Source organism: Pseudomonas sp. GW821-FHT01E10 (genome assembly GCF_059422365.1).
Map to the genome: position 1 here is coordinate 310,225 of NZ_JBWKWT010000001.1, position 23,331 is coordinate 333,555.

Below are 23,331 nucleotides of genomic sequence, written 5' to 3' on the forward strand. Positions count from 1 at the left end.
CCTTTAGGCGAGCGCCGCAGCCTTGGCCGCGACCGCCTCGCGCTCCAGCTCACGCACCAACGGCAACACCTTGCGGCCGAAGTACTCCACTTCTTCATGAAAGTGCAGGAAGCCAGTGAGCACCAGGTCCACGCCCACCGCCTTGAGGGCGACGATGCGTTCGGCAATCTGCTGCGGCGTACCGATCAGGTTGGTCTTGAAGCCATCGTTGTACTGCACCAGGTCTTCGAAGGTGGACTTGGCCCAGTTGCCTTCGCCTTCAGGGCTGGAGGCGCCGGCGTTCTTCGCCTCGCTGCCGAAACCGTTGACGGCCTCCGGATCGGCCTTGGCGATAATCTCCTGCAATACCGCTCGGGCTTCAGCCTCGGTTTTGCGGGCAATGACAAAGGCGTTCACCCCAACTTTCACTGAGTGGCCATTGATCGCGGCCTTGGCCCGAATGTCGTCGACCTGGGCCTTGATGCCTTCGACGCTGTTGCCGTTGGTGAAGTACCAATCGGAAACCCGCGAAGCCATGTCCCGCGCCGCGCGCGAGCTGCCACCCTGGAAGATTTCCGGGTGCGGTTGCTGCAGTGGCTTGGGTTTGAGGGTGTAGTCATGGAAGCGGTAGAAATCGCCATGAAAACTGAAGTTGTCCTGGGTCCAAATGCCCTTGAGCGCCTGGATGAATTCTTCCGAGCGACGATAGCGCTCATCGTGGTCCAGCCACGGCTCGCCAATGGCCCGGAACTCGCCCTTGAACCAACCCGACACGATATTCACCGCGACCCGACCGTTGGTGAACTGGTCGATGGTGGCCAGCTGTTTGGCCGCCAGCACCGGACTCCAGGGCCCAGGCAGGATGGCGGCGATCACCTTGAGCTTCTCGGTGGCGGCCAACAGCGCGTGGCTTATGGTCACCGACTCGTGCTGGTTTTCGGCGCCATAACCGGCGGTAAAGCGGATCTGTGACAAGGCGTATTCGAAGCCGGCCTTTTCGGCGATTTGCGCCAGCTTGCGGTTGTAATCGATGTCCCAGCTGGTGTGCTGTTCGATCTTGCTGACCACAAGGCCACCGCTGACGTTGGGAACCCAATAGGCAAACTTGATGTTGTCCTGGCTCATTGTACGTACTCCATTGACTCGTTGAAATGAGGGTTGACCCGGGACGTCAGGCAGCGCTGGCATCCCGGTGAACTTTCGGATTGAGGCTCAGGACCGCCGACTCGACAGCGCGCTCGATGCGTTCGAGCAACTGGGGGCTGGTGATCTGGTAGTCGGTGAAATCGGCTTCGGCGGCATACACACCGATGGGCAAGCTCAGGGCCTGGAAGAAACCAAACAGCGGGCGCAACTGGTGATCGATGATCAGGGCGTGGCGGTCCGAGCCACCGGTGGCGGCCAGTAACACTGGCACGTTGTTCAACGCCTGGTGATGGACGAAATCGAACAGGTGCTTGAACAGTCCGGTGTACGAGGCGCGGTACACCGGGCTGGCAGCAATCAGCAGGTCGGCCGTTTCAATGGCCTGCAGATCGGCCTCTACCGCAGCGGGCAAGTCTTCACGGCACAGCACCCCGGCAAACTGCGGGCCGACCTCGGACAACTCGATGAGGTGCAGCGCGATCGGCAGCTGTTGCGCAAGACCGGCGACCAGAGCCTTGAGCAGCACCAGGGTGCGCGTAGGCCGCTGCACGCTCCCGGATACCGCGACCACTTTCAGTGTGTTGCTCATTGCCCGTCCTCATGGTGGCAGAGGCCACCGCGGCACCTGCACAAGGAATAGAGCAGCAACCGTGCCATCTCTATAATTCAATATAAATCAATAAGTTATACGGTTTTTCGTAAAACGCCGCAGTGTCGTCCACCGGGCAGGCTGTTGATCAACTGTTGCGCTCACAACAGCTGCCTCTCTGCCCATGCCATGCAGCGCGCCCAGGTCGCTGTTGCCGGGCAGTCAGCGCTTCAGCAAGTTGCCCGGCAGACGACAGCAACCACCCTGGCGAACAGCCCTGCGCGCCCGATTAAACGGCTTTTGCAGTGCCAGGCACGACCTGTGCACTGGCAGTAGTACGCAACAGATCGACTGCACTGTTGCTTCTCTTGCCTTCCATAAGGAGCTGCACCATGACTGTCCAGCAACAGCACCTGCCACACCCCCTCTCCAGCGGTACCGACTACCAGGCCCTGGCCGAGCGCTTCCGGCCGATCTTTGCACGCATCGCCGCCGGCGCACTGGAGCGCGAGCAAACTCGCAGCCTGCCCTTTGAACAAGTGAAGTGGCTGAAGGAATCCGGCTTTGGCGCCGTGCGCGTGCCGGTGCAGTACGGTGGCGCCGGCGCTTCCCTGCCCCAGTTGTTTGAGTTGCTGATCGAACTGGCCGAAGCCGATTCCAATCTGCCGCAGGCGTTGCGCGGTCACTTTGCCTTTGTCGAAGACCGCCTCAACGCCCATGCCGATGCGCCCCAGGACACCTGGTTCAAGCGTTTTGTCGACGGCGATCTGGTGGGCAACGCCTGGACCGAAGTCGGCAGCATCAAGATCGGCCAGGTTGGCACCCGTGTCTCGCGTCTGGGTGAACAATGGGTGGTCAACGGCACCAAGTACTACAGCACCGGCAGTATCTTCGCCGACTGGATCGACCTCTATGCCCAGCGCGATGACAACGGCGCCGATGTGATTGCCGCCGTTCGCGTGCAGCAACCGGGTATTGTGCAGAGCGACGACTGGGATGGCTTTGGTCAGCGCACCACCGGCAGCGGCACCTCGGTATTCGAGAACGCCGTGGTGGAGCCCGAAAACCTGCTGGACTTCACCACCCGCTTCAAATACCAGACGGCCTTCTATCAACTGGTGCTGTTGGCGGTCCAGACCGGTGCCGGCCGTGCCGCGGTGCGCGACATCACGGAAGAAGTACGCAAGCGCACGCGCATCTTCAGCACCGGCAACGCCAGCCACGTCAGCCAGGATGTCCAGGTGCAGCAAGTGGTGGGCAAGGCTTCAGCGCAGGTCTATGCCGCACACGCCACCACCCTGCGCGCCGCGGCTGCCTTGCAGGTGGCCTACGAAAGCCGCTTCGCCCATAACGACGAAGCCGAACGCGATGCCAACATCGCCGCCGAACTGGAATCCGCCCAGGCCCAAGTGGTGATCGCCGACCTGGTGCTACGCGCCACCAGCGACCTGTTCAACGCCCTCAGCGCCTCGGCCACCAGCACCGGCAAAGCCCTCGATCGTCACTGGCGCAACGCTCGCACCGCGGCCTCGCACAACCCGCTGATCTACAAGGAACGCATCATCGGCGACTGGGAAATCAACGGCACCGAACCGCCCTACGTCTGGCAGATCGGTGGAGGATCGAAGTAAGTCGACATCACGCGGGTGCCAGATACCCCGGCACCTGATCGGCCAGCGACGAAGCACGGGCCAGCAACGCGCCTGGCCCCTGGCTCGTCGCTACGCCCAGGAGTCAACGTCCCTGGGCGCGGCTCTGGATACGCTCGATCCCGCCATGCAGCAAGCTGACCTGCCCACCCAGTGCCTGGGCGATGCCCAGCAGATCGGTCGCCACGGCCGGTGACACCTCGTGTTGCGGGTCACCAAAAATCTGCCACACCTCGCCCTGCTCCACGATTCGCCCACGGTCCAGCACCAGGCACGAGCGACCTGAGATAAGCTGACGGCTGACCTGTCTGTAGCTCAAATCTGCAACTGTCGCCTTTGCAGGATCCACAGACTCTACTGCTGACGCACATCGCCTCACTTCCAGCGTTATCGCGCTTGCTCAGTGTGCACCAGCAGAACGCACTACAACGTGTAGGAAATACCGACTTGCACGGTTCGTGGCGCACCCGGATAAGCGTAAACATTGCCGAACGCGCCTTCTTCATAATCGCGATCAAACAGGTTTTTCACGTCAAGATTGAGCCGCACCTTGTCATTGATCTTGTAGAAGCCAAGCAAGTCGACAACGGTGTAGCTGCCCATCGAAAACGCAGTGTTGGCGGTTTGTCCGGCGCGCTCGTCGACGTACTTGAATCCGGTGCCCAAGCCCAATCCCTTGAGGGTGCCGTCCTGGAATTCGTACATATTCAGCAGGCTGAAGCTGTTTTTCGGGATGTTCAGCAGCCGCGTGCCAGAGCGCAGTACGTTGTCTTTGGTCACTTCGGCATCGACATAGGCGTAGCCGCCAATCACGCGCCATTCGGGAGTGAGGTTGCCGGCAACGTTGATATCGAAACCACGGCTTCGCACTTCACCGGCAGCAACGCTGAAGGTGGAATCGACAGGGTCGGTGGTCAGCACGTTACGCTTCTCGATCTGATAGATCGCCGCATCGACACTCAACCGCTGATCCAGTGCTTCCCACTTGATACCCATTTCGTACGACTTGCCCTTCTCCGGCGCAAACCCTCCCCCGAGGCGGCTAGCGCCGGTGTTGGGCTTGAACGAGCGCGCGGTGTCGGCATAAACCGCTAATGTCTCGGTCAAATCGTAGGTCACGCCGATGCGCGGAGTTACTGCGTTGTCACTCGCCTGCCAACTCTTGCCGCCCGGGACAAAGGTTTCGTAGTCATGTTCGAAGCGTTCGAAACGCGCCCCTGCCAGCACCTTCAGTTTGTCGGTCAGTGCCAATTGATCCTGCACAAACGCGGCATAAGTTTTGAGGTTTTCCTTGTCGTGGGTCGGCGTGCGAGTCAGTGCTGGACGCGACTGGCCGTACACCGGATCGAAGATGTCGATCGGATACGCATCGACAGCACCGCTGGAGCGTTGAATGATCGACTTGTAGTCATAATCTTCGTACTCGATACCGGTGAGCAACGTGTGCTGCAAACCAGCGGTATCGAAATGGCCGGTCAGATTGAGCTGGGTATCCTTGTCGGTCCACTCCAGCTTGCGATAGTTGAAGTTGCGCCCCAAGGTGCGGCCGTCAGCGGCAATACCGTTGGCCTCGACTGCGTTGCCCTTGAGCGAACCATCGAGCCACTGGAAGCCACCACCCAGCGTCCAGTCGTCATTGAGCATGTGCTCGAAACGCAGCTGCGCCATGTTATTGTCGTTATGCAGTTTGCCAGCGTCTTTTTCGCCGAAAAAACTGTCGCGAGAGGCGGTACCCGTCTGCCTCGGGTAACGTGTAACGCCTCGATCCAGAGGCGCGTTGTTACGCATGAAATCGCCTTCGAAAATCAGCTTGGTCGCGTCGGTTGCCTGCCACGTGAGCACCGGCGTGATACCGTAGCGCTCGGTTTCGACGTGATCGCGGAAGGTGTCGCCGCCCTCGCCCACTACGTTCAGTCGATAGGCCAGGCGCCCTTCTTCGTCGAGCGGGCCGGAAGCATCCAGCGTGCCACGCTTTATGCCCTGATCGTTCAGTTGACTGCCCAAGGTGACGGTGCGCTCGGGCAACGGCTGTTTGGAAATCACGTTGAACGTGCCGCCAGGATCACCCCGACCGTAGAGCATGGTTGCCGGACCGCGTAGCACTTCGAGTCGCTCGATAGTGTTGGCATCCGGCATGTTCGGATAGCCGCGGTTGATCGGAAAACCGTTGCGATAAAACTCGCCAGTGGTAAAGCCACGAACGGTAAACGTGGTCAGACCCTGTCCACCAAAATTGTTCGCCCGCCCCACGCCCCCAGCGTAGTCCAACGCGTCCTGCAAACGGGTGGCTCCCAGATCCTCGACCGCATCTTTCGAGACCACACTGATCGATTGCGGGGTTTCGTGGATCGACGTGTCGGTGCGTGTGGCGCTGGCCGAGCGCGTAGCCAGATAACCCTGCACCGGGCCGTCCGCCCTTTCGTAATTCGCAGTACCGATAACATCGGTTGCGTCCAGCTCAAGCGTTGAGGGTGACACCTCCGTTTGTTCAGCCCATGAGGTAGACGACAATGCTTGCAGCACACAAATGGAAAGCAGGGTTCGACGCATGAAGAGAAAAACCTTTACGAATAGGCCAATGCAGGGAGTGAAACCGCCAAAAACTGCGGCGCATGCTATACAAAACCATTCGTAATTAACACTGATTCCCATTAACAAAAACAGTCTTCGATAAAGTCATCACTTCATTCAAGCAATGGCCATTGCAGCATCATCCGCGCCACGGCCGAGATCATCCAGCGCTGCCGACCTTGGCGGTGTAGCCGATGACGCCGAGCATGCTCCGGAAGTGGTTTGATAATGCCCCGAAGTTTGCCGGCATTCCCAAGGCTGATTTTCAAATGCGCGTACGGACGAAGGCCGCGACGGATAAGGAAGAATCGACACGCAACATTCGTGCTGCACGCGATCAACTTGGGCACACCACCGTAGGCATGACAGAGAAGTACATTCGAATGCGTAAAGGGATGAAAGTCACGCCCACAAAATGACCAGTGGTAGCGAATTGCGGAGCAGAGATAGATTTTTGCGGTGGTACTCGATGCTCTGCCCCGCCGCGTCGGTAAAACAGATCATCAGGCCGCGCTCGTCGTATTCCCAAGCACTGGTTTTGCCGGAGCAGTCGGTATATTTCACGAGTTGGCCAGCGTCGTTGTATTCGAGCTCTTTCTCGTTGCCGTTTGCATCCTTAATAACGATCACCAACCTGCCGTTCGTCTTCAACCAGGTGATGGTGCTCGGCGACCTGCCGATCCGTGCCGCGAAGGCGCTCTTGTACAGGTAGTCGAATACGCTTAGGAGCTCTCCTTTTCAGCGGCTTCTCAATGAATCCTTTCAAGATTTCAGTGATTGAAATTTCAGTAAGCTGGCAGGCCTTCCACTAACAAGATCCCGCGGGTTTCCGACCCCGTGTCCTTTGCAAGTCCCCAGGGGCCCCGCCGGTTTTCTGCCTGGCCGGCTACCGAAGCCGGACAGGTCTGACAGTTCAAGCAGTGACATAGGAGGGCGTGGCCTGTTCATGGGCTACCTAATACTTGAAATACTGGCGCGTTGTAGGTATTGGTCGAGATCAACTCAACGCAAGGAGCGAGACAGTGATCAAAATTCGAGAGGCGACCATTGAGGATATCCACACACTTAGTGATATCGGTATAGAGACGTATCGAGACCACTTCTCCGACATATGGACCCCCTCAGGCATGCAGCATTTCTTGAGTGAAGACTTTTCAGTCCTGGCGCTTCAGGAATCGATAGGGGCACCCGCACGTCACTGTTGGCTCATAGCACTCGATGAAGACGACAGAGCGGTAGGGTTCTCAAAGGTTAACTGGTCGAAGCCGATGCCTATTTCCGGCAAGGCCGGTGCGGAGCTCCAAAAAATTTACTTCCTCAAGACCCAAGCAGGCAAAGGCTACGGGAAACAGCTTCTGCAATTCATCCGTCAACTGGCCGAAGATCGTAAAGAGCATTTCATTTGGCTCGACGTACTCAAAACCAACGCCAGTGCGAGGCGTTTCTACGAGGGCTTCGGCTTCGAAGTACTAGGCGAGATCCCATTTGCCACCGACAAGACCGAGATCGGAATGGTTGTGATGTGCTGCGACATTTCCCGGTAGGCGCACTCGATCGACTCCCAGTTGCTTGGTTGTCATATTTCGTTACCTGTTAAGCCTAAAGCAGGGATTGAACTAGCGGCGTGTTGCCGATATTGGTGCTGACCCAACTCAAACCAAGGAAAGCAACATGTCAGACTTCTCTAAGTACACTTTAAACGCGTCGTAGTATCAGAATGAGGGTCCAGCCCTCTAGAAACGATCGAACCTCTGCACGTTCGCCAGTACCTAACCTGGCGCAATTCAGCGCCGGTCCGAGCGAACCGTGAAAAGCCCCTCCTCAGGGCGATCTGGAACTACGCGCGGGACAAAGGCTACACATCGCTGGCCAATCCTTGTGCCGGCATCAAGGGCAATAAAGAAACTGGACGAGACACGTACGCCGAGGGGCAAATTTGGATTCTGCAGGGGAAAACAAAGGCGAAGCGCCGGATTGAAGTCACTGGCGAGCTGAAGTTTTGATTGATCGAATCATGCCCCGAAAGTCAGAAGGTCCGCTCGACACGGCTGATCGTTACAGAGGATGGCACACCAATGACGGTGGCGATGTTACGGAGAAGGTTTGATTTGACCAGAGAAGCGGCCGGCGTCCAGAAATCTGAATTTCAGATGCGGGATTTACGCGCCAAAGCAGGTACAGATAAAGCCGAATCCATCGGTGACATCTTACAGGCGAGAGATCAACTTGGGCATACGACGGTGGTGATGACGGAGCAATACATCCGTCATCGCCTTGGCAAGAAAGTCACTCCTACCAAGTGAATTGCGGAGCAACTCCAAAATAGCGGACCAGAAACAAACAAGGGTTTGCATTAGCTTTCGCCCGCAAACCCTTGATTTTAGATGGTGCCGAAGCCGGAATCGAACCGGGAATGCGACGCGCCTATGAGGCTTACTCAGCCTTGAAGCAATACGCGGCCAGCTTGTTACCATCCAGGTCTCGCGCGTAAGCCGCATAGGCATTGGGGGCCCAGCCTCGCGGACCTGGCGCACCTTCATCGGTGCCTCCACTGGCCAGTGCTGCGGCGTGGAAAGCATTGATGGCGGCACGATTCGGTGCTTCGAAGCTGACGGTAACCCCGTTACCCACGCTGGCCGGTGCGCCGTTCGCCGGCTTCAGTACGAAGAAAGACGTGGACATCAATGGGACTGTCGTTGGGTTTGCCAATTTCTATCGAGCTGAACGCAATGGCGTTTGCTGTATTGGCAATGTCATCGTCTCGCCGAGCGCTCGGGGCGAAGGAGTGGCCACGTTTATCGTAGAGACGATGACTGGCTTGGCGTTCGGGCGTTACGGAGCCAACGAGGTCGATTGAGGAGAGACCATGACAATGTTGGGCTGGCATTGCAGGCTTATTTGAAGCGTACTTATCAGGATATTGAGGTGCTCACACGCGAAACAAGCACTTTGCGCATCTGCAAGGGTATCTATGTGGAGGAGCGATCGCACCTTGTGAACGGCTCATGGAGTGACCGTACCGCCATCAACAAGCATATTTTGGATCACGTCATGCGCTGCTTTAACTCCGGCAGCTTCGTCGGTGTGGCCACGCACGACGCTGCACTGATCGAGCAAGTTATTGCTCTGGCCCGAGACAACCGTATCGACAGAACCCAGTTTGAATTCCAGATGCTGCTAGGCGTTTGCGAACCCTTGCGTGACAAGGTGTTGAAAATGGGATTCAGCGTGCGCATTTACGTACCTTTTGGTATGGATTGGTACGGTTACAGCACGCGCAGACTGAATGAGAATCCTAGTATCGCGGGCCATGTCGCCAAAGCGCTTATCGGTCTCTGACGACCTAGTAAAAGTACACAACAGGATCGCTGCATTCAGTAAGTGAACTCCTAGGTTCGATCAGTTTGATTTGAGCAGAGATCATTTCCTGACGTAATTTGTGATGGGATGATTCCCTCCAGTGAAAACTGGAGGGAGGCATCGCTTTTCGTGGAGGGGTTTTGTGAGCATCTGCCCATCACGCCAGCTATATGAAAGAGGTAGTCCCAACCAAAGCCCATGCCACCCAAAAGGACAACGCGCGCGAACTGAAAAACCTACTGTCGTTCTTCAACGATCCGCCCGCCCCGCTTGAAGCAATCGAACCAAAGCATGTCAGTCAGTACCTTCGTCATCGGGGTAAAACAGCACCAATTCGCGCGAATCGAGAAAAGGCGTTACTCAGCTCCATTTGGAACTTTGCTCGCGAGAATGGTTACACATCTCTGGCGACCCCTTGCGCCGAGATAAAGGGCAATAAGGAAACTGGTCGCGACGTATATGTCGAAGACGACGTACTTGCCAAAGCCTATCAATATGCCGATCAACCATTGAGAGATGCCCTGGGCCTGTTCTATCTGACAGGTCAAAGGGTGGCTGACACATTGAAGATGGATGAGCGAGACATAAAAGACGGAAAGCTTTCCGTCCAGCAGGGGAAGACTGGTGCGAAACGAAGGATCGAGATTATTGGAGAGCTCAAAATCGTAATAGACCGAATCATGGCTCGAAAGGCTGGCCACAAAATCAGATCAACACGCCTGGTGGTAATCGATTCTGGACAGCCGATGACGACGAGCATGCTCAGGAAAAGGTTTGATGACGCCAGGGAAGCAGCCGGGATTCCGAAAGCAGAATTTCAGATGCGGGACTTACGAGCAAAAGCGGCAACGGACAAAGAGGAGTCAACAGGGAGCATCCGCGAAGCTCGGGACCAGTTGGGACATACAACCGTTGGGATGACAGAGCAGTACATCCGAATGCGAAAGGGCTTGAAGGTAACCCCTACGAAGTGACTGACGGTCGCGAATTGCGGAAAAGTTTTTTTGATTGCGGAAAAAAGAACTAAGGGCTTGCATGAGGTATGTCATGCAAGCCCTTGATATTCATGGTGCCCGAAGCCGGAATCGAACCGGCACGCCCTTACGAGCGGGGGATTTTAAGTCCCATGCGTCTACCAGTTTCGCCATTCGGGCGGTAGCGCGGTAAGCAGTCTGAAGACTATCCAAATAACGATCTGGCAGTTCTGACGCTTGTGCAACAGAGGGGGAAATATATACATCCCGCCCCGGTGAAGCAAGTTCGCAAATCCCCTTTTCAAGACTAAATCTTGCAGGACTGCGAAAATAAAAAAGCTCCGTAGATCATGGATCTACGGAGCTCGTTTAAAGTGGAGGCCGAAGTCGGAATCGAACCGGCGTAGGTGGATTTGCAATCCACTGCATAACCATTTTGCTATTCGGCCTCAAACATCTGATGTTCAGTAGCGCAACATCAAACGTGTAAACTCGTATCTGGAAACAAGATTCTAATCTAGCTTCCAACCCTTTGAAATCTAAGGGGTTTTCGTGTTCCTGAATCAGGAATGGACGCAATTCTGGACTGGTTCGAAAGGCATGTCAAGAACTGGAAGAAAATAATTCCAGATGCGCTAACGCCACTACCCGGTTGCTTTCGAGACTAACACTTCAGCGCCACAGAAAGCGCTACCCACCGCAAGATGCGCGCTGCAACCGCTGCCGATACTCGCTGGGTGTCTCATGCATTTCATGGCGAAAGTGCCGATTGAAATTCGACAAGTTGGCGTACCCCACCTCAAAACAGATATCGGCAACGCTGAAACTGCTTTGCGCCAGCAAACGGCAGGCGCGCTGGACTCGTAGTTTGCGCGTCAGGTCGACGAAGGTATGGCCGGTGGCGCGCTTGAAGAATTTGGAGAAGGCCGGCTCGTTCATGTCCAGCCGCTGGGCGATGACCGACATCCGCAACTCGTCAGCGAGGTCGTTCAGGATGTAGTCGAAGACAATGCTCATGCGCTGAGCCGTCAATGCGTCGAGCATGGGCGCGTATTGCAGGCTGGCGAGCGTCTGTCTCTCGCTGTCGGGGGCCGATGCCAGCAGTTGCAGCAACGACAGGAACAGGCACAGTCGCTGCAAGCCATGGCACTGGCCGATCTCTTCCAGCAGTCGGGCCGCCTTCTTGCGGGTGTTGCCATGAAATTCGATGCCCTGCGCCGCCTGGCGAAACAGGCTTTGTAACTCGCTGAGTTCCGGGACCTTGTCACGCAGTTGCATCAGCATCTGGCCATCGAACTGCAAAACGACGTCACGGCCGGTAATCACCTCGCCTTTGCCCAGATCGCTGATCCAGTCGTGAGGCAGGCCCGGGCCGATGAGGGCGACATGCCCGGCTTCGAATACGCCGATGTAGTCACCAGCCAGTAGCCGACCGCTGCCTTCGCGGATCAGGTGGATCTCGAACTCCGGATGATGGTTCCAGCGCGCCAGGTCGAAGGGATAGTCGTGCTCATACCAACGAAAGCTGTGCTGGGGCTCGTTGAGGATGACTTCAAGCGCTGGTGGCTTGTCTGCGGTTACGTGATGGTTCATCACCCTGGCGATTCCGTTTTTGTTGGTTTTATCAAGGTACCGCGAAGCCCGGGACGAGTCGAAGTCTCGGGACGCTGACATGAGACTCGCACTAACGACGCCCGGCGCCTAGCGCGTTACATGGCGCCCACTGATACTTTTTTCCACGGTCAAAAAAGTATCAGCGGCGCGTATGCCATTCATTTGTTCGCTGCTTGGGTAGCTGCAATTCTGTAGTCAACCCGGTGCGGCTATGACCCGCCTCGTGGATTACAACAACAATAAAGCTTCTGCCGCCCCAGGCGCAGAGCGGAGATCACGATGAAGATCATTCCAAGCGCGCTTTTTCTGTCCGCCGGCCTGGGCTCTGCCCTGCTCTGCCAGGCAGGTGAAACGGTGACCATCGCCACCGTGAACAACAGCGACATGATCCGCATGCAGCGACTGTCCAAAACTTTCGAACAGCTGCACCCCGACGTGAAGCTCAACTGGGTGGTGCTTGAAGAGAACGTGTTGCGTCAGCGCCTGACCACCGACATTGCCACTCAGGGCGGCCAGTTCGACGTGCTCACCATCGGCACTTACGAAACACCCTTGTGGGGCGCCAAGCATTGGCTGGAGCCAATAAAGGACCTGCCCGCCAGCTATGACCTCGAAGATATTTTCCCTGCGGTTCGCCAAGGGTTATCGGTCAACGACACGCTCTACGCCCTGCCGTTCTATGGCGAAAGTACCGTCACCTATTACCGAACCGACCTGTTCAAGAACGCCGGCCTGAGCATGCCCGAGCACCCGACCTGGACGCAGCTCGGCGAGTTCGCCGGCAAGCTGCACCAGCCGGATAAAGAACAGTATGGGATGTGCTTGCGCGGCAAGGCCGGTTGGGGTGAGAACATGGCGCTGCTGACGACCATGTCCAACGCCTTTGGCGCGCGCTGGTTCAATGAGCAGTGGCAGCCGCAACTCACCGGGCCGCAATGGACTGCTGCCGCCAACTTCTACGTCAACACCCTGAAGCAGTACGGCCCACCGGGTGTGTCGAGCAATGGCTTCAACGAGACGCTCGCCCTGTTCAACAGTGGCAAATGCGCAATCTGGGTCGATGCCAGCGTCGCCGGCTCGTTCATCACCGATACAACGCAAAGCAAGGTGGCCAATGATGTTGGTTTCGTCGCCGCGCCAACAGAAGTCACCGACAAAGGCTCGTCCTGGCTCTATGCCTGGTCACTGGCCATCCCGGCGACATCCAAACACAAGGAAGCCGCCAAAGCCTTTGTGACCTGGGCCACCTCCAGGGAATACATCCAACTGGTTGCCGAGACGGATGGCATCAGCAACGTACCACCGGGCACCCGCATGTCGACCTACAGCGACGCCTATTTGCAGGCTGCGCCCTTCGCCGGTGTCACGCTGAAAATGATGCAGAACGCCGACCCGGCGCACCCTTCGGTCCAGCCTGTGCCCTACGTCGGTATCCAATACGTGACCATTCCCGAATTCCAGGCGATTGGCACGTCGGTCGGCAAGCTGGTATCCGCGGCGCTCACCGGGCAGATGCCAGTGGAACAGGCCCTGGCCTCCGCGCAGCAAAGCACCGAACGCGAAATGAAGCGCGCCGGTTATCCCAAGTAACAACGGCGTGGCGCGATCACTGCGGGGGCTTCGCAGACTAACGACCATTTTTAATGCCCTCAACGGGCAACTCTTTAGCTCTTACGATTGGATGGGAACAATGAAACGTCTAGAAGGAAAAAGCGCCCTGATTACCGGTTCCGCCAGAGGAATAGGCAGGACATTCGCGCAAGCCTACATCCGCGAAGGCGCTACGGTCGCGATCGCCGACATCAACCTGGAGCGTGCCCAAGCCACGGCAACCGAGTTGGGGCCCAATGCTTATGCAGTCGAGATGGACGTGACCGATCAGCAATCCATCGACGCTGCCATCGCCACGGTGATCGCCACCACAGGCAAGCTCGACATCCTGATCAACAACGCGGCGCTGTTTGATCTCGCGCCGATCACAGAGATTTCTCGCGACAGCTACGAACGACTGTTCTCGATCAATGTTTCCGGCACCCTGTTCACACTGCAGGCCGCGGCCAAGCAGATGATCCGCCAGGGCCACGGCGGCAAGATCATCAATATGGCCAGTCAGGCCGGTCGGCGCGGTGAAGCGCTGGTCGCGGTGTATTGCGCGACCAAGGCGGCGGTGATCAGCCTCACGCAATCGGCCGGTCTCAATCTCATTCCCCATCGCATCAACGTGAACGCCATCGCGCCGGGGGTGGTGGACGGCGAGCATTGGGACGGCGTCGACGCGCTGTTTGCTCGCTATGAAAACCGCCCGCTCGGGGAAAAGAAAAAACTGGCGGGACAGGAAGTGCCGTACGGGCGCATGGGCACGGCGGATGACCTTGTCGGCATGGCGATCTTCCTGGCATCGGCCGAAAGCGATTACATCGTGGCGCAAACCTATAACGTCGATGGCGGCAACTGGATGAGCTGACTGGCCCTGATATCAGGGCCAGCCAATGCCTCAAAGGCGAAACCGATCCACCGACTGCGAGAGCTGTCCGGCCAGGCTGGACAGTTCATCGGTGGTCGAGGCGGTCTGGTTGATCACCTTGCTGTTGCCTTCGGACATGCCGGCAATCATTTCCACCTGATGTGCGATTTCGTTACTGGCCAGGCTCTGTTCGCCGATCGTGCGGCTGATGTCATTGACCAGCTCCGTGGTATTGAGCGTGGCCTGGAGGATTTCGCGGATGGCGCGCTCGACGTCGGCGGTCACCGCCATGCCCTTGTCGACCTGCGCGACGCCCGCCTCCATGCTGCTGACCGCCTCGCGGGTGCTTTGCTGGATACGCGCGACCATGGTGGCGATTTCCTGGGTGGAGGCGCTGGTGCGGCCCGCCAGACTACGCACTTCATCGGCGACGACAGCAAAACCACGGCCCTGCTCACCGGCACGGGCGGCCTCGATGGCGGCGTTAAGCGCCAACAGGTTGGTTTGATCGGCGATGCCCTTGATCACCTGAATGATGCTGAAAATCCCCTCGGACTCCTTGTCCAGGGTGCGGATCACCTGGGCCGACTGCTGCGCCGAACGGGCAATCCCGTCCATGTCGCTGACCACTTGATGAATCACCCGACCGCCGTCCTTGGCCAGTTCCTCGGCCTGGTTGGCCATGTTCAGTGCACGCTCGGCATGCCGGGTGATTTCCTCGATGCTCGCAGTCATTTCGCTGGCCGCCGCGGCCATGGTGCTGGCGGCAACGCTTTGCTGCTGGCTGCTGCCCGCGACCTGATGGCAGCCGCTGCTCAACTGCTGGCTCATGCCACTTACGCCGTGGGCGTTGCTGCGAACCACTTCAATCATGCCGCGCAGGTCACGCTGCATGGTTGCCAGGCTGCGAATCAAGGTGCTGGCTTCATCCTTGCGGGTGGGTTCGACGATAGCCTCGCTCAGGTTGCCATGGGCGATGCTGTCGGCAATCCGGCTGGCGATCTGCAACGGCCCCATGATGCTCAGGATGACCGAGCGTCCCAGGGCGAGCAGCAGCAACAAGCTGGCAATGAGTACGACACCGAGGGTGAAGTTGGCACTGCTGATGGTTTGCCGAGTGCCCGCGCTGGTCTGTTGAGTGTTGGTTTCGATCAGCTCACTAAGGGTGGCCATCTGGCTTTCCAGTTGGCTGAACGCGTTATTGAACGTGCCCAGTTGCTGTTGTGCGGAATCCGGATTATCCAGCGCCAGCCCGACAATGCGCTCGGCGGCACTGATGTACGTATCGAGGCTTGGCTTGATCTTGTCCAGCGCGGCCTTGAGGGTGTCGTTGACCGGCAGCTTGAGGTTGTCACCGAGCATCTCGCGAAAATGCGCGGCATGCTCATTGAGTGAACTGCGCACCTCGGCCTTGCTGCTGGGGCTCTTGCCCAACCCTACCAGCATCGCCGACAGCACATCGGCGCGCAGTGCATCGTGCATCATGTCGGCTTCGAGGTGGTTGCGCAGCGCGGTCATACTGACCTCGTTGTCACTCACCGCTTCAGCCATCCGAGTGTTACCCACATAGCTGACCAGACTCACGATCAGGGCGGTGAGCAAGCCAGTGCCGATCAACAAGATCAAACGTAATTTTATGGACACTCGATGGTTCCCCTGTCGGCAGGTGCGCGGTCGGCTAATTGCCTACTGCTGGGGTTATCGACTGTTCCAACCGGTTACTTAGGTTTATTTCCACGCCAGCCGATTTTTGCGACCTACGGTATGCGCGGGCTCAATGCCCGCGAATGTAGTGCTCAAGTTGCCGTATCAAATCGGCCTACTCGACGATGGCTTCCTTGACCAGATCGCCGATCGACAGCAGCCCGATCAGTTCCCCGCCTTCCAGCACCGGCAGATGACGCAAATGGCTGTCGGTCATGACCTCCATGCAGCGCTCGATGCTCTACAAACTGTCGGCAGTCACCACCGGTGCGCTCATGATCTCGCGCACCGGCGTGCCGACAGAAGAACGCCCCTGTAGCACTACCTTGCGCGCATAGTCGCGCTCGCTGATGACGCCGACCACCTGCCCTTCTTCGATCACGGGCAGCGCGCCGACGTTCTTCTCGGCCATCATTTTCAGGGCGTCGAGCACCATCTGATCCGGTGCGATGCTGTGCACCTGCTGGTTTTGCACGATCTTCAGTTTCAGCAACTGTGCGGCTGTTTTCATCAACGTTCTCCGATACGGTCCAGGGCGACGGTCAAGCCGCCGCGACTTCCACGACGCCGGCGTTCAGACGCACCGGCCACACCCGCAGGCGCTGTTCGGGGTACTCCAGGCAGCTGCCGTCTTCAAGACGAAAGTGCTGCTTGTAGATCGGCGACGCCACCACCAGATCACCCTTGAGACTGCCGATCAGTCCGCGGCCAATGACGTTCGCGCCAGATTGCGGATCATGGTTGTCGATGGCGTATAGGGTGCGGCCTTCGGCTTGTGGCAGGTAGAACAGCGCGACCTGGGCACCGTCGAGCCAAACGACGACGCCGGAGTTGCTGACCAGATCCTGCTGGCTGCACACCGCCTGCCAGGCTTGGGCATTGGCTGCGGTGGCAAGGGCATCGACACGCTGGGTATTGGACTGGCTCATCAGGCATTCTCCTCGGTGACAGGGATAAGGTTGAGTTCGGCGGCCATGATCGGCCGGCGCTGACCGCGCTCCTGGACAAAATGGATGTCCGGGTCCGGGCGCTGATCGTTGACGAAGGTGCGGAAGCGCTTGAGTTTTTCCGGGTCTTTGAGGGCATTGGCCCATTCGCATTCGTAGCGGTTGACCACCAGTTGCATCTGCGACTCAAGTTCTGCGCCAAGCCCCAGGCTGTCGTTGATGATCACGTCCTTGAGGTAATCCAGCCCGCCCTCCAGGCTTTCGCGCCACACCGAGGTGCGCTGCAATTTATCGGCGGTGCGGATGTAGAACATCAAGAAACGGTCGATGTAACGGATCAGGGTTGCATCGTCCAGGTCGGTGGCGAACAACTCGGCGTGACGCGGACGCATGCCGCCGTTGCCGGCCACATAGAGGTTCCAGCCGTTCTCGGTAGCGATCACGCCCACGTCCTTGCTCTGCGCCTCGGCACATTCACGGGTGCAACCGGAGACGGCGAACTTGAGCTTGTGCGGCGAGCGCAGGCCTTTGTAGCGATCTTCGAGGGTCAGGGCCATTTTCACGCTGTCCTGCACGCCGTAACGGCACCAGGTGCTGCCCACGCAAGACTTCACGGTACGGGTCGACTTGCCGTAGGCGTGCCCGGTTTCGAAACCGGCCTCGATCAGCTCGGACCAAATGTCCGGCAACTGATGCAACTGCGCGCCGAACAGGTCGATCCGCTGGCCGCCGGTGATCTTGGTGTAGAGGTCGTATTTCTTCGCCACCACGCCGATCGCGATCAGTTTGTCGGCAGTGATCTCACCGCCAGCAATGCGCGGCACGACCGAATAGGTGCCGTTTTTCTGCATGTTGGCCATGAAGGTATCGTTGGTGTCCTGCAACGGCACCAGCGAGGCGTCCATGATCGGCTGGTTCCAGCACGAGGCGAGGATCGAGCCCACTGCCGGTTTGCACACGTCGCAACCGGTGTGTCCACGGCCGTGCTTGGCCAGCAGCTCTTCGAAAGTGATCACCCCTTCTACCCGCACCAGCGCATAAAGCTCCTGACGGGTGTAGGCGAAGTGTTCGCACAGGCTCTTGTCGACGCTGACGCCACGGGCAATCAGTTCATGCTCGAAGACTTGCTTGAGCAGCCCCGCGCAACCGCCGCAACCGGTGCACGCCTTGGTCTGCGACTTGAGCAGGCCCAGGTCGGTGCAGCCGCCATCGATGGCCGAGCAGATCGAGCCCTTGGTGACGTTATGGCACGAGCACACCGTTGCCGACTCGGGCAACGCGCCCGGGCCCAGGGTTGGCGCGCCGGCGGACGACGGCAGAATCAGGCTGGCCGGTTCCGACGGCAAGGCAATGCCGTTCTGCATGTATTGCAGCAAGGTGTCGTAATAGCTGTTGTCGCCGACCAACACTGCGCCAAGTACACGCTTGCTGTCGGCATCCACCACCAGGCGGCGATAGCTGGCCGTCGCTTCATCGATGAACTGATAACTGCGCGCGCCCGGTGTCTGCGCATGGGCATCGCCGATGGAGCCGACGTCAACCCCGAGCAGTTTGAGCTTGGTCGACATGTCGGCGCCCTGGAACGGCTCGGCGGCTTGATTGCACAGCAGCGACGCCACGCCACGGGCCATCTGGTAACCGGGGGCGACCAGGCCGAAGAGGCTGCCATTCCAGGCGGCACACTCGCCGATGGCGTAGATGTTCGGGTCGCTGGTCAGGCACTGGTCGTCGATCACCACGCCGCCGCGAGGACCAATGTCCAGCGCGCATTGGCGGGCCAATGCATCTTGCGCACGGATGCCGGCGGAGAACACGACCAGGTCGGCTTCAAGAAATTCGTCGTTGGCAAAATTCATCCGGTAGCAGTACTGCTCGCCGGCACTGATCGACTGCGTGCCACGGGACAGGTGCACACCCACACCGAGCCGCTCGATTTGCGCCTTCAGCGCCAGACCGCCCTGCTCGTCCAGCTGCACCGGCATCAGGCGCGGGGCGAATTCCACCACATGGGCTTCCAGGCCCAGGCTTTTCAGGGCGTTGGCGGCCTCCAGACCGAGCAGGCCACCGCCAACCACCACGCCACGCCGGGCATTGGCCGCCGCAGCACGAATCGCGTCGAGGTCTTCAAGAGTGCGATACACCAGGCGCGAGTCGCCTTCGGCACCTTCAATAGGTGGCACGAAAGGATAAGAGCCGGTGGCCAGAACCAGTTTGTCGTAGGCGACGCAACCTTGCGCGGTAATCACCTGGCGCCGGGCGCGGTCGATTTCCAGCACCGGCACACCCAAATGCAGGGTGACGCCCGGCGTTTGATACAGGGAGGCTTCGCCCAGGGCCAGCGATTCGGCATCGCGACCGCCGAAATACTCGGACAGATGCACACGATCGTAGGCACGCATCGGCTCTTCGCTGAAGACATGCAGGCGGTAATGGTCGAGGGCGCCGCGCTCGATGAGCTGCTCGACACAATGATGTCCGACCATGCCATTGCCGATCACGATCAGCGTTTGCAGTTTGTTCAATGCGGCAACATTGGAATTCATAGTAAGCACCCAGCCAAAGCCAATCACGGATAAAAAAGCAAAAAAAAACGCCTGAAACCTCTCGGTTTCAGGCGTCTTTGCCTGTTCTTCGCGGTGTTCGACCTGGCGCCTTCGCCTGATCCACCGATGTTGCCCACGACCTGCCCGGCCGGTCGATCTTCGTTGATCGAGTGGGCTGCCCCTCTTTTTCAGATGAGGCTGAAGGGAGAATGCAGCCTTTGTGCCAGTCCGTAGCGCATGACTTCCTCAGTTCTGGAAAACCGCCGGCTGAACGATGGGAGAGTTTGATAAAGACCGCGCCCCGGGCGGGTCTCATCAGGCGCGAGTCAACTTTGCAGCCCCCCGCGAGCGGGTGGGCGGACGTTGGGACTGAAGGAAGGAACAGCTCAGGAAACCGCTTCGCACTGGTGCATGTTGTCAGGCGTGGCTCTTTAAAAGTGCATGCGCTACACCCTGCCGGGCATTTCCCGGTGCCATTCGGGCAAGCGTCAATGCCGATCTGTAGCAGCTGCCGAGCCTGCGAGGCTGCGTTCGGCTGCGCAGCAGTCGTCAAATCAGTAATTGCGGTGTGTCAGGCAGACCGCGTCAGCCGGACTTACGACTGCTGCGCAGCCGAACGCAGCCTCGACAGCTGCTACAGCGAGCTCGTCGCTGCTCAACTTACCGGCCCGGGCAAGCGTTGCCTTCAGCAGCATCGCGTATTTGTATTTTCAGATATATCGAGGCCGCGACCTTTTGGCGCATGCCGCCAAGCCATCGATTAAGCGTCACAGGGCAACAGTTTGTTAACATCCATGCGCTTTTTTTCGTCTGATTGATCAGCCACTGTAGATTCCCGGTCGCTACACAGGATGCTTTTGTTCATGAGTACGTTGTATACCCGTCGCACGGTCCTGCGCGGCATGAGCCTGCTGAGCCTCGGCCTGCTCGCTGGCTGCGATGACAGCAGCAAGCTGTCGTTCAAGTACGGCAAGGACCTCAGTGACAAGATCATGGGGCGTACCTTCAAGCTCAAGGACGCCCAGAGCGAATCCCGGATGCTGACCAGCTATCGGGGCCTGATGCCGATGGTTTTTTTCGGTTTCACCCAATGTCCGGCGGTCTGCCCGACGACGCTGGCCCGTGCGGCACAGGCGAAAAAACTGATGGGCCGCGATGGCGAACGCCTGCAAGTGATCTTCATCACCCTGGACCCCGAGCGCGATACGCCACAGATGCTCGACGCCTACGTCAAGGCCTTCGATCCGAGTTTCGAGGCACTGTACGGTACGCTGGAAGAAACCGCCGCCACCGCCAAGGAGTTCGGTGTGTTCTATGAAAAGATCCCGAGCGGTTCGACCTATACCCTCTCCCACACCGCGACCAGCTTCGTTTTCGACTCCCGAGGCAATTTGCGCCTGGGGCTGTCCGCGTCCCTTACCGCTAAAGAGTGTGCAGAAGACCTGCTCACCGTCATGGAGGTCTGCTGATGACTTCGATTTGCGCACCACGTATTAAACAGCTGGGTATCAAGCAACTGGTCCTGGGTCTTTCCCTGATTGGCATGGCCTGGCAGGTGTCCGCTCAAACCCAGGTGAGCGACGCCTGGGTCCGCGCGACGGTGGCCGGTCAGCATTCGACCGGCGCCTTCATGACCCTGCAGGCCGACAGCGATAGCAAACTGCTCAGCGTGCAGTCGCCGGTAGCGAACACCGTGCAAATTCACCAATCCAGCATGAAAGACGATGTGATGAGCATGAGCCAGGTCGAGTCCGTCGCGCTGCCGGCCGGCAAACCGGTAAGCTTCGATCCCCATGGCTATCACATCATGTTGATGGATTTGACGGCCCAGGTTAAGGAAGGCGGCAAAGTGCCCCTGACCCTGACCGTGGAAAACGCCAAGGGCGAAAAAGAGACGATCACGGTTGACGCCGAGACTCAGGCGCTCGGCATGCCTGATCACAGCAAGATGCATTGAGAGCTCGATCCCAGCCTGTCTGATCGCTGGCTGGTGTTCCGGTGGCGTATGCCTGCCCTCACCTGATAGCCTGAGCACCCTGCCTGCATGTCTCTGATGGATCATCGGCGCGTGAAGACGCCGCGATGATCACTTCACCCCCATTCAATCAAGACAACGGTGACTCTCTTGATCAGCAGCACCCCCACATTTGCCCGCGATATCGACGGCAAAGCCATTTCTGCCAAGGTTCTCGACGAGGTCCGGGAAGAGGTTCTGGCCCTGGCTGGCCAACAGATCTACCCCGCCCTGGCGGTCTTGTTGGTCGGCGACGACCCGGCCAGCCATGTGTATGTGCGCAATAAACTGCTGCGCGCCAAGGAAGTCGGTATCCGCTCCCTGGAATACCGCCTGCCGGAAACCGCCAGCCAGGCCCAGGTCCTGGAACTGATTGCACAACTCAATGCCGATCCCACGGTGAACGGCATCCTGGTGCAACTGCCCTTGCCGGCCCCTATCGATGAGCAGGCAGTGATTCATGCCATCGACCCGATCAAGGACGTGGACGGTTTTCACCGGGAAAACGTTGGCGGGCTGGTGCAAGGCATCGAAGTGCTGACTCCGTGCACGCCCAGCGGCTGCATGCGCCTGTTGTACGAAACCTGCGGTGATGACTTGAGTGGTTTGCACGCGGTGGTCATCGGCCGGTCGAACATCGTCGGAAAACCGATGGCGACCTTGCTGCTGCAGGCCAATTGTTCGGTCAGCGTGGTGCACTCGCGCAGCGTCGATGCCCCGGCGTTGTGCCGGTTGGCGGATATCGTGGTCGCGGCGGTGGGCCGGCCAGCGTTGATCGATGCCAGTTGGCTCAAGCCCGGCGCGGTGGTGATCGATGTCGGCATCAACCGCATCACCAGCGAGTTCGGCAACCGTCTGGTGGGCGATGTCGACTACGCCAGCGCCCGCACCGTCGCCAGCGCGATCACCCCGGTTCCCGGTGGCGTCGGGCCGATGACCATTGCCTATCTGTTGAAGAACACCTTGATCGCCAGCCGGTTGCAACGCGCGGCACAGGCTCGCGGGCAGCAGCCTGAGGACGATCTGGCGTTGAACTGAGCATTGATCTGACCCCAAAATCAGGATTGGTGTCCAACTTTTGGGGGCAGATCAACCTGTAGGAGCGAGGCTTGCCCGCGAAGCTTTTGGCGTACTTGAGAACGCCTTCGCGGGCAAGCCTCGCTCCTACAGTGGGCCGTGTCGGTCTGGCACATCCTCTTTTTATTTCCCCGCGTGCAACACCTGCGTTTGCGGCATCGCCGAAGAGTGGTGGTTGAGAATCTTCCACTGACCGCCCACCTGCTCATAAACGAAGGTGTAACGCGCCTGCACCTGACGGGTCTTGCCATCGGCTTCGGTCAACGTAAAGGTGTAGACGCCACTGTCCATGGCCACGTTGGCGCCCAATGGGCGGATCTCACGGAAGTTGATCAGCCCTACCGGCTTGAGCGCCATGAAGTGATCGAAGTAGTCCTTGATCTGTGCCGGCGTGGTGCGCACCTGATTGGAAACCGTCGGTTGCAGCACCGCGTTCGGCGCATACAGGTCGACCACGCTCTGAACATTGCCACTCTTCAACGCGCTGTTCCAATGGTCAAACAGGGCGGCGATTTCACGATCCTTCGCGCTGGTCGGTTGCTGCGCCACGCTGCTGTAAACGTAAGGCACCGCTTCCAACGCCTGAGCCAACGGGGCGGTCAGGGCGAATAACAGGGCGATGGTCGAGGTCTTGAATTTCATTGCGCTATTCCAATGATGGTCGATGGGCACACTGTGCCGCCCTGAACGCGGCCCGCCA

At 58.5% G+C, this 23,331-nt stretch carries 19 protein-coding genes, 2 tRNA genes and 7 pseudogenes; 12 read left to right on the forward strand and 16 right to left on the reverse strand.

Annotation, left to right across the window (positions count from 1 at the left end):
• Positions 1–3 precede the first annotated feature (3 nt).
• Positions 4–1,104, reverse strand: a complete 1,101-nt coding sequence (gene sfnG / locus AC07V0_RS01425) for a dimethylsulfone monooxygenase SfnG (protein ID WP_086945575.1) — start codon at positions 1,102–1,104, stop codon at positions 4–6.
• Between the two features lie 46 nt (positions 1,105–1,150).
• Positions 1,151–1,714, reverse strand: coding sequence for an FMN reductase (msuE, locus tag AC07V0_RS01430; RefSeq protein WP_018929019.1), 564 nt, complete (start codon positions 1,712–1,714; stop codon positions 1,151–1,153).
• A gap of 392 nt (positions 1,715–2,106) precedes the next feature.
• On the opposite strand from msuE, the gene AC07V0_RS01435 reads away from it, so the two are divergent.
• Positions 2,107–3,345: an acyl-CoA dehydrogenase family protein gene (locus tag AC07V0_RS01435; protein ID WP_086945576.1), complete on the forward strand. Its 1,239-nt coding sequence runs from the start codon at positions 2,107–2,109 to the stop codon at positions 3,343–3,345.
• A gap of 103 nt (positions 3,346–3,448) precedes the next feature.
• On the opposite strand, the gene AC07V0_RS01440 is transcribed toward AC07V0_RS01435, so the two are convergent.
• The gene (locus tag AC07V0_RS01440) at positions 3,449–3,682 is read right to left on the reverse strand and encodes an NIL domain-containing protein (protein ID WP_225609182.1); all 234 of its coding nucleotides are present in this window, start codon (positions 3,680–3,682) and stop codon (positions 3,449–3,451) included.
• Between the two features lie 104 nt (positions 3,683–3,786).
• The gene (locus AC07V0_RS01445; RefSeq protein ID WP_495019321.1) at positions 3,787–5,913 is read right to left on the reverse strand and encodes a TonB-dependent siderophore receptor; all 2,127 of its coding nucleotides are present in this window, start codon (positions 5,911–5,913) and stop codon (positions 3,787–3,789) included.
• 215 nt (positions 5,914–6,128) lie between these two features.
• Between AC07V0_RS01445 and AC07V0_RS01450 the strand changes: the two genes are divergently transcribed.
• Positions 6,129–6,353, forward strand: a complete 225-nt coding sequence (locus AC07V0_RS01450; protein WP_477743175.1) for a site-specific integrase — start codon at positions 6,129–6,131, stop codon at positions 6,351–6,353.
• Here AC07V0_RS01450 and AC07V0_RS01455 read toward each other — a convergent pair.
• Together AC07V0_RS01455 and AC07V0_RS01460 are read right to left on the reverse strand one after the other, a co-directional pair.
• Positions 6,337–6,564, reverse strand: a complete 228-nt coding sequence (locus AC07V0_RS01455) for an RHS repeat domain-containing protein (protein ID WP_237229612.1) — start codon at positions 6,562–6,564, stop codon at positions 6,337–6,339. The genes AC07V0_RS01450 and AC07V0_RS01455 overlap by 17 nt on opposite strands.
• Positions 6,559–6,642, reverse strand: a pseudogene (locus tag AC07V0_RS01460) (terminase small subunit); the annotation flags it as partial. The pseudogene AC07V0_RS01460 and the gene AC07V0_RS01455, both read right to left, overlap by 6 nt.
• A 314-nt stretch (positions 6,643–6,956) precedes the next feature.
• On the opposite strand from AC07V0_RS01460, the gene AC07V0_RS01465 reads away from it, so the two are divergent.
• Both AC07V0_RS01465 and AC07V0_RS01470 read left to right on the forward strand, forming a co-directional pair.
• On the forward strand, positions 6,957–7,478 hold the full coding sequence (locus AC07V0_RS01465; protein WP_495019322.1) for a GNAT family N-acetyltransferase: 522 nt from the start codon (positions 6,957–6,959) through the stop codon (positions 7,476–7,478).
• 183 nt (positions 7,479–7,661) lie between these two features.
• A pseudogene (locus AC07V0_RS01470) lies at positions 7,662–8,237 on the forward strand (tyrosine-type recombinase/integrase); the annotation flags it as partial.
• A 130-nt stretch (positions 8,238–8,367) separates the two neighbouring features.
• On the opposite strand, the pseudogene AC07V0_RS01475 reads toward AC07V0_RS01470, so the two are convergent.
• Positions 8,368–8,607, reverse strand: a pseudogene (locus tag AC07V0_RS01475) (VOC family protein); the annotation flags it as partial.
• A gap of 13 nt (positions 8,608–8,620) precedes the next feature.
• On the opposite strand from AC07V0_RS01475, the pseudogene AC07V0_RS01480 reads away from it, so the two are divergent.
• From AC07V0_RS01480 to AC07V0_RS01490, 3 genes and pseudogenes are all read left to right on the forward strand, one after another.
• Positions 8,621–8,785 (forward strand): annotated as a pseudogene (locus tag AC07V0_RS01480) (GNAT family N-acetyltransferase); the annotation flags it as partial.
• Positions 8,786–8,787: 2 nt separating this feature from the next.
• On the forward strand, positions 8,788–9,273 hold the full coding sequence (locus tag AC07V0_RS01485; RefSeq protein WP_495019323.1) for a proline dehydrogenase family protein: 486 nt from the start codon (positions 8,788–8,790) through the stop codon (positions 9,271–9,273).
• 188 nt (positions 9,274–9,461) lie between these two features.
• Positions 9,462–10,268, forward strand: a pseudogene (locus AC07V0_RS01490) (site-specific integrase); the annotation flags it as partial.
• Between the two features lie 93 nt (positions 10,269–10,361).
• Here AC07V0_RS01490 and AC07V0_RS01495 read toward each other — a convergent pair.
• The 3 genes from AC07V0_RS01495 to AC07V0_RS01505 all read right to left on the reverse strand — a co-directional run bounded on the left by AC07V0_RS01495 (position 10,362) and on the right by AC07V0_RS01505 (position 11,861).
• Positions 10,362–10,448: transfer RNA gene (locus tag AC07V0_RS01495), tRNA-Leu, on the reverse strand.
• A 195-nt stretch (positions 10,449–10,643) separates the two neighbouring features.
• Positions 10,644–10,717: transfer RNA gene (locus AC07V0_RS01500), tRNA-Cys, on the reverse strand.
• A gap of 241 nt (positions 10,718–10,958) precedes the next feature.
• Positions 10,959–11,861: a helix-turn-helix domain-containing protein gene (locus AC07V0_RS01505; RefSeq protein WP_018929012.1), complete on the reverse strand. Its 903-nt coding sequence runs from the start codon at positions 11,859–11,861 to the stop codon at positions 10,959–10,961.
• 300 nt (positions 11,862–12,161) lie between these two features.
• Between AC07V0_RS01505 and AC07V0_RS01510 the strand changes: the two genes are divergently transcribed.
• Together AC07V0_RS01510 and AC07V0_RS01515 are read left to right on the forward strand one after the other, a co-directional pair.
• Positions 12,162–13,472: an ABC transporter substrate-binding protein gene (locus AC07V0_RS01510; RefSeq protein ID WP_086945579.1), complete on the forward strand. Its 1,311-nt coding sequence runs from the start codon at positions 12,162–12,164 to the stop codon at positions 13,470–13,472.
• A 100-nt stretch (positions 13,473–13,572) separates the two neighbouring features.
• A complete protein-coding gene (locus AC07V0_RS01515; RefSeq protein WP_086945580.1) occupies positions 13,573–14,346 on the forward strand; it encodes an L-iditol 2-dehydrogenase in 774 nt (257 codons plus the stop codon).
• Positions 14,347–14,376: 30 nt separating this feature from the next.
• On the opposite strand, the gene AC07V0_RS01520 is transcribed toward AC07V0_RS01515, so the two are convergent.
• From AC07V0_RS01520 to nirB, 5 genes and pseudogenes are all read right to left on the reverse strand, one after another.
• Positions 14,377–15,363 (reverse strand): methyl-accepting chemotaxis protein, encoded by a 987-nt coding sequence (locus tag AC07V0_RS01520; RefSeq protein WP_370741128.1) that lies wholly within the window; start codon positions 15,361–15,363, stop codon positions 14,377–14,379.
• A 117-nt stretch (positions 15,364–15,480) separates the two neighbouring features.
• Positions 15,481–15,990 (reverse strand): annotated as a pseudogene (locus AC07V0_RS01525) (MCP four helix bundle domain-containing protein); the annotation flags it as partial.
• Between the two features lie 175 nt (positions 15,991–16,165).
• Positions 16,166–16,561, reverse strand: a pseudogene (locus tag AC07V0_RS01530) (CBS domain-containing protein).
• A 31-nt stretch (positions 16,562–16,592) separates the two neighbouring features.
• Complete coding sequence (gene nirD / locus AC07V0_RS01535) at positions 16,593–16,979, reverse strand: nitrite reductase small subunit NirD (protein ID WP_018929007.1); 387 nt, start codon at positions 16,977–16,979, stop codon at positions 16,593–16,595.
• On the reverse strand, positions 16,979–19,540 hold the full coding sequence (gene nirB / locus AC07V0_RS01540) for a nitrite reductase large subunit NirB (RefSeq protein ID WP_495019324.1): 2,562 nt from the start codon (positions 19,538–19,540) through the stop codon (positions 16,979–16,981). Before nirB ends, nirD begins: the two co-directional genes overlap by 1 nt.
• An 863-nt stretch (positions 19,541–20,403) precedes the next feature.
• Here nirB and AC07V0_RS01545 point away from each other — a divergent pair.
• From AC07V0_RS01545 to AC07V0_RS01555, 3 genes are all read left to right on the forward strand, one after another.
• On the forward strand, positions 20,404–21,009 hold the full coding sequence (locus AC07V0_RS01545; RefSeq protein ID WP_086945583.1) for an SCO family protein: 606 nt from the start codon (positions 20,404–20,406) through the stop codon (positions 21,007–21,009).
• Entirely contained in the window at positions 21,009–21,497 is a 489-nt protein-coding gene (locus AC07V0_RS01550; RefSeq protein WP_018929004.1) for a copper chaperone PCu(A)C, read from the forward strand. The genes AC07V0_RS01545 and AC07V0_RS01550 overlap by 1 nt, the downstream gene beginning before the upstream one ends.
• Before the next feature lie 168 nt (positions 21,498–21,665).
• Complete coding sequence (locus AC07V0_RS01555) at positions 21,666–22,592, forward strand: bifunctional 5,10-methylenetetrahydrofolate dehydrogenase/5,10-methenyltetrahydrofolate cyclohydrolase (protein ID WP_495019325.1); 927 nt, start codon at positions 21,666–21,668, stop codon at positions 22,590–22,592.
• A 162-nt stretch (positions 22,593–22,754) separates the two neighbouring features.
• Here AC07V0_RS01555 and AC07V0_RS01560 read toward each other — a convergent pair whose 3' ends face one another.
• Entirely contained in the window at positions 22,755–23,273 is a 519-nt protein-coding gene (locus AC07V0_RS01560; protein ID WP_064617629.1) for an SgcJ/EcaC family oxidoreductase, read from the reverse strand.
• Positions 23,274–23,331: the final 58 nt, after the last annotated feature.

What these genes read in the sequence shown, in the direction of transcription:
- sfnG (WP_086945575.1), bottom strand. Translation starts at nt 1,104, where the DNA reads ATGAGCCAGGACAACATCAAGTTTGCCTATTGGGTTCCCAACGTCAGC.
- msuE (WP_018929019.1), bottom strand. Translation starts at nt 1,714, where the DNA reads ATGAGCAACACACTGAAAGTGGTCGCGGTATCCGGGAGCGTGCAGCGG.
- AC07V0_RS01435 (WP_086945576.1), top strand. Translation starts at nt 2,107, where the DNA reads ATGACTGTCCAGCAACAGCACCTGCCACACCCCCTCTCCAGCGGTACC.
- AC07V0_RS01445 (WP_495019321.1), bottom strand. Translation starts at nt 5,913, where the DNA reads ATGCGTCGAACCCTGCTTTCCATTTGTGTGCTGCAAGCATTGTCGTCT.
- AC07V0_RS01450 (WP_477743175.1), top strand. Translation starts at nt 6,129, where the DNA reads ATGACGCCGAGCATGCTCCGGAAGTGGTTTGATAATGCCCCGAAGTTT.
- AC07V0_RS01505 (WP_018929012.1), bottom strand. Translation starts at nt 11,861, where the DNA reads ATGAACCATCACGTAACCGCAGACAAGCCACCAGCGCTTGAAGTCATC.
- AC07V0_RS01510 (WP_086945579.1), top strand. Translation starts at nt 12,162, where the DNA reads ATGAAGATCATTCCAAGCGCGCTTTTTCTGTCCGCCGGCCTGGGCTCT.
- AC07V0_RS01515 (WP_086945580.1), top strand. Translation starts at nt 13,573, where the DNA reads ATGAAACGTCTAGAAGGAAAAAGCGCCCTGATTACCGGTTCCGCCAGA.
- AC07V0_RS01520 (WP_370741128.1), bottom strand. Translation starts at nt 15,363, where the DNA reads ATGGGGCCGTTGCAGATCGCCAGCCGGATTGCCGACAGCATCGCCCAT.
- nirD (WP_018929007.1), bottom strand. Translation starts at nt 16,979, where the DNA reads ATGAGCCAGTCCAATACCCAGCGTGTCGATGCCCTTGCCACCGCAGCC.
- nirB (WP_495019324.1), bottom strand. Translation starts at nt 19,540, where the DNA reads ATGAATTCCAATGTTGCCGCATTGAACAAACTGCAAACGCTGATCGTG.
- AC07V0_RS01545 (WP_086945583.1), top strand. Translation starts at nt 20,404, where the DNA reads ATGAGTACGTTGTATACCCGTCGCACGGTCCTGCGCGGCATGAGCCTG.
- AC07V0_RS01550 (WP_018929004.1), top strand. Translation starts at nt 21,009, where the DNA reads ATGACTTCGATTTGCGCACCACGTATTAAACAGCTGGGTATCAAGCAA.
- AC07V0_RS01560 (WP_064617629.1), bottom strand. Translation starts at nt 23,273, where the DNA reads ATGAAATTCAAGACCTCGACCATCGCCCTGTTATTCGCCCTGACCGCC.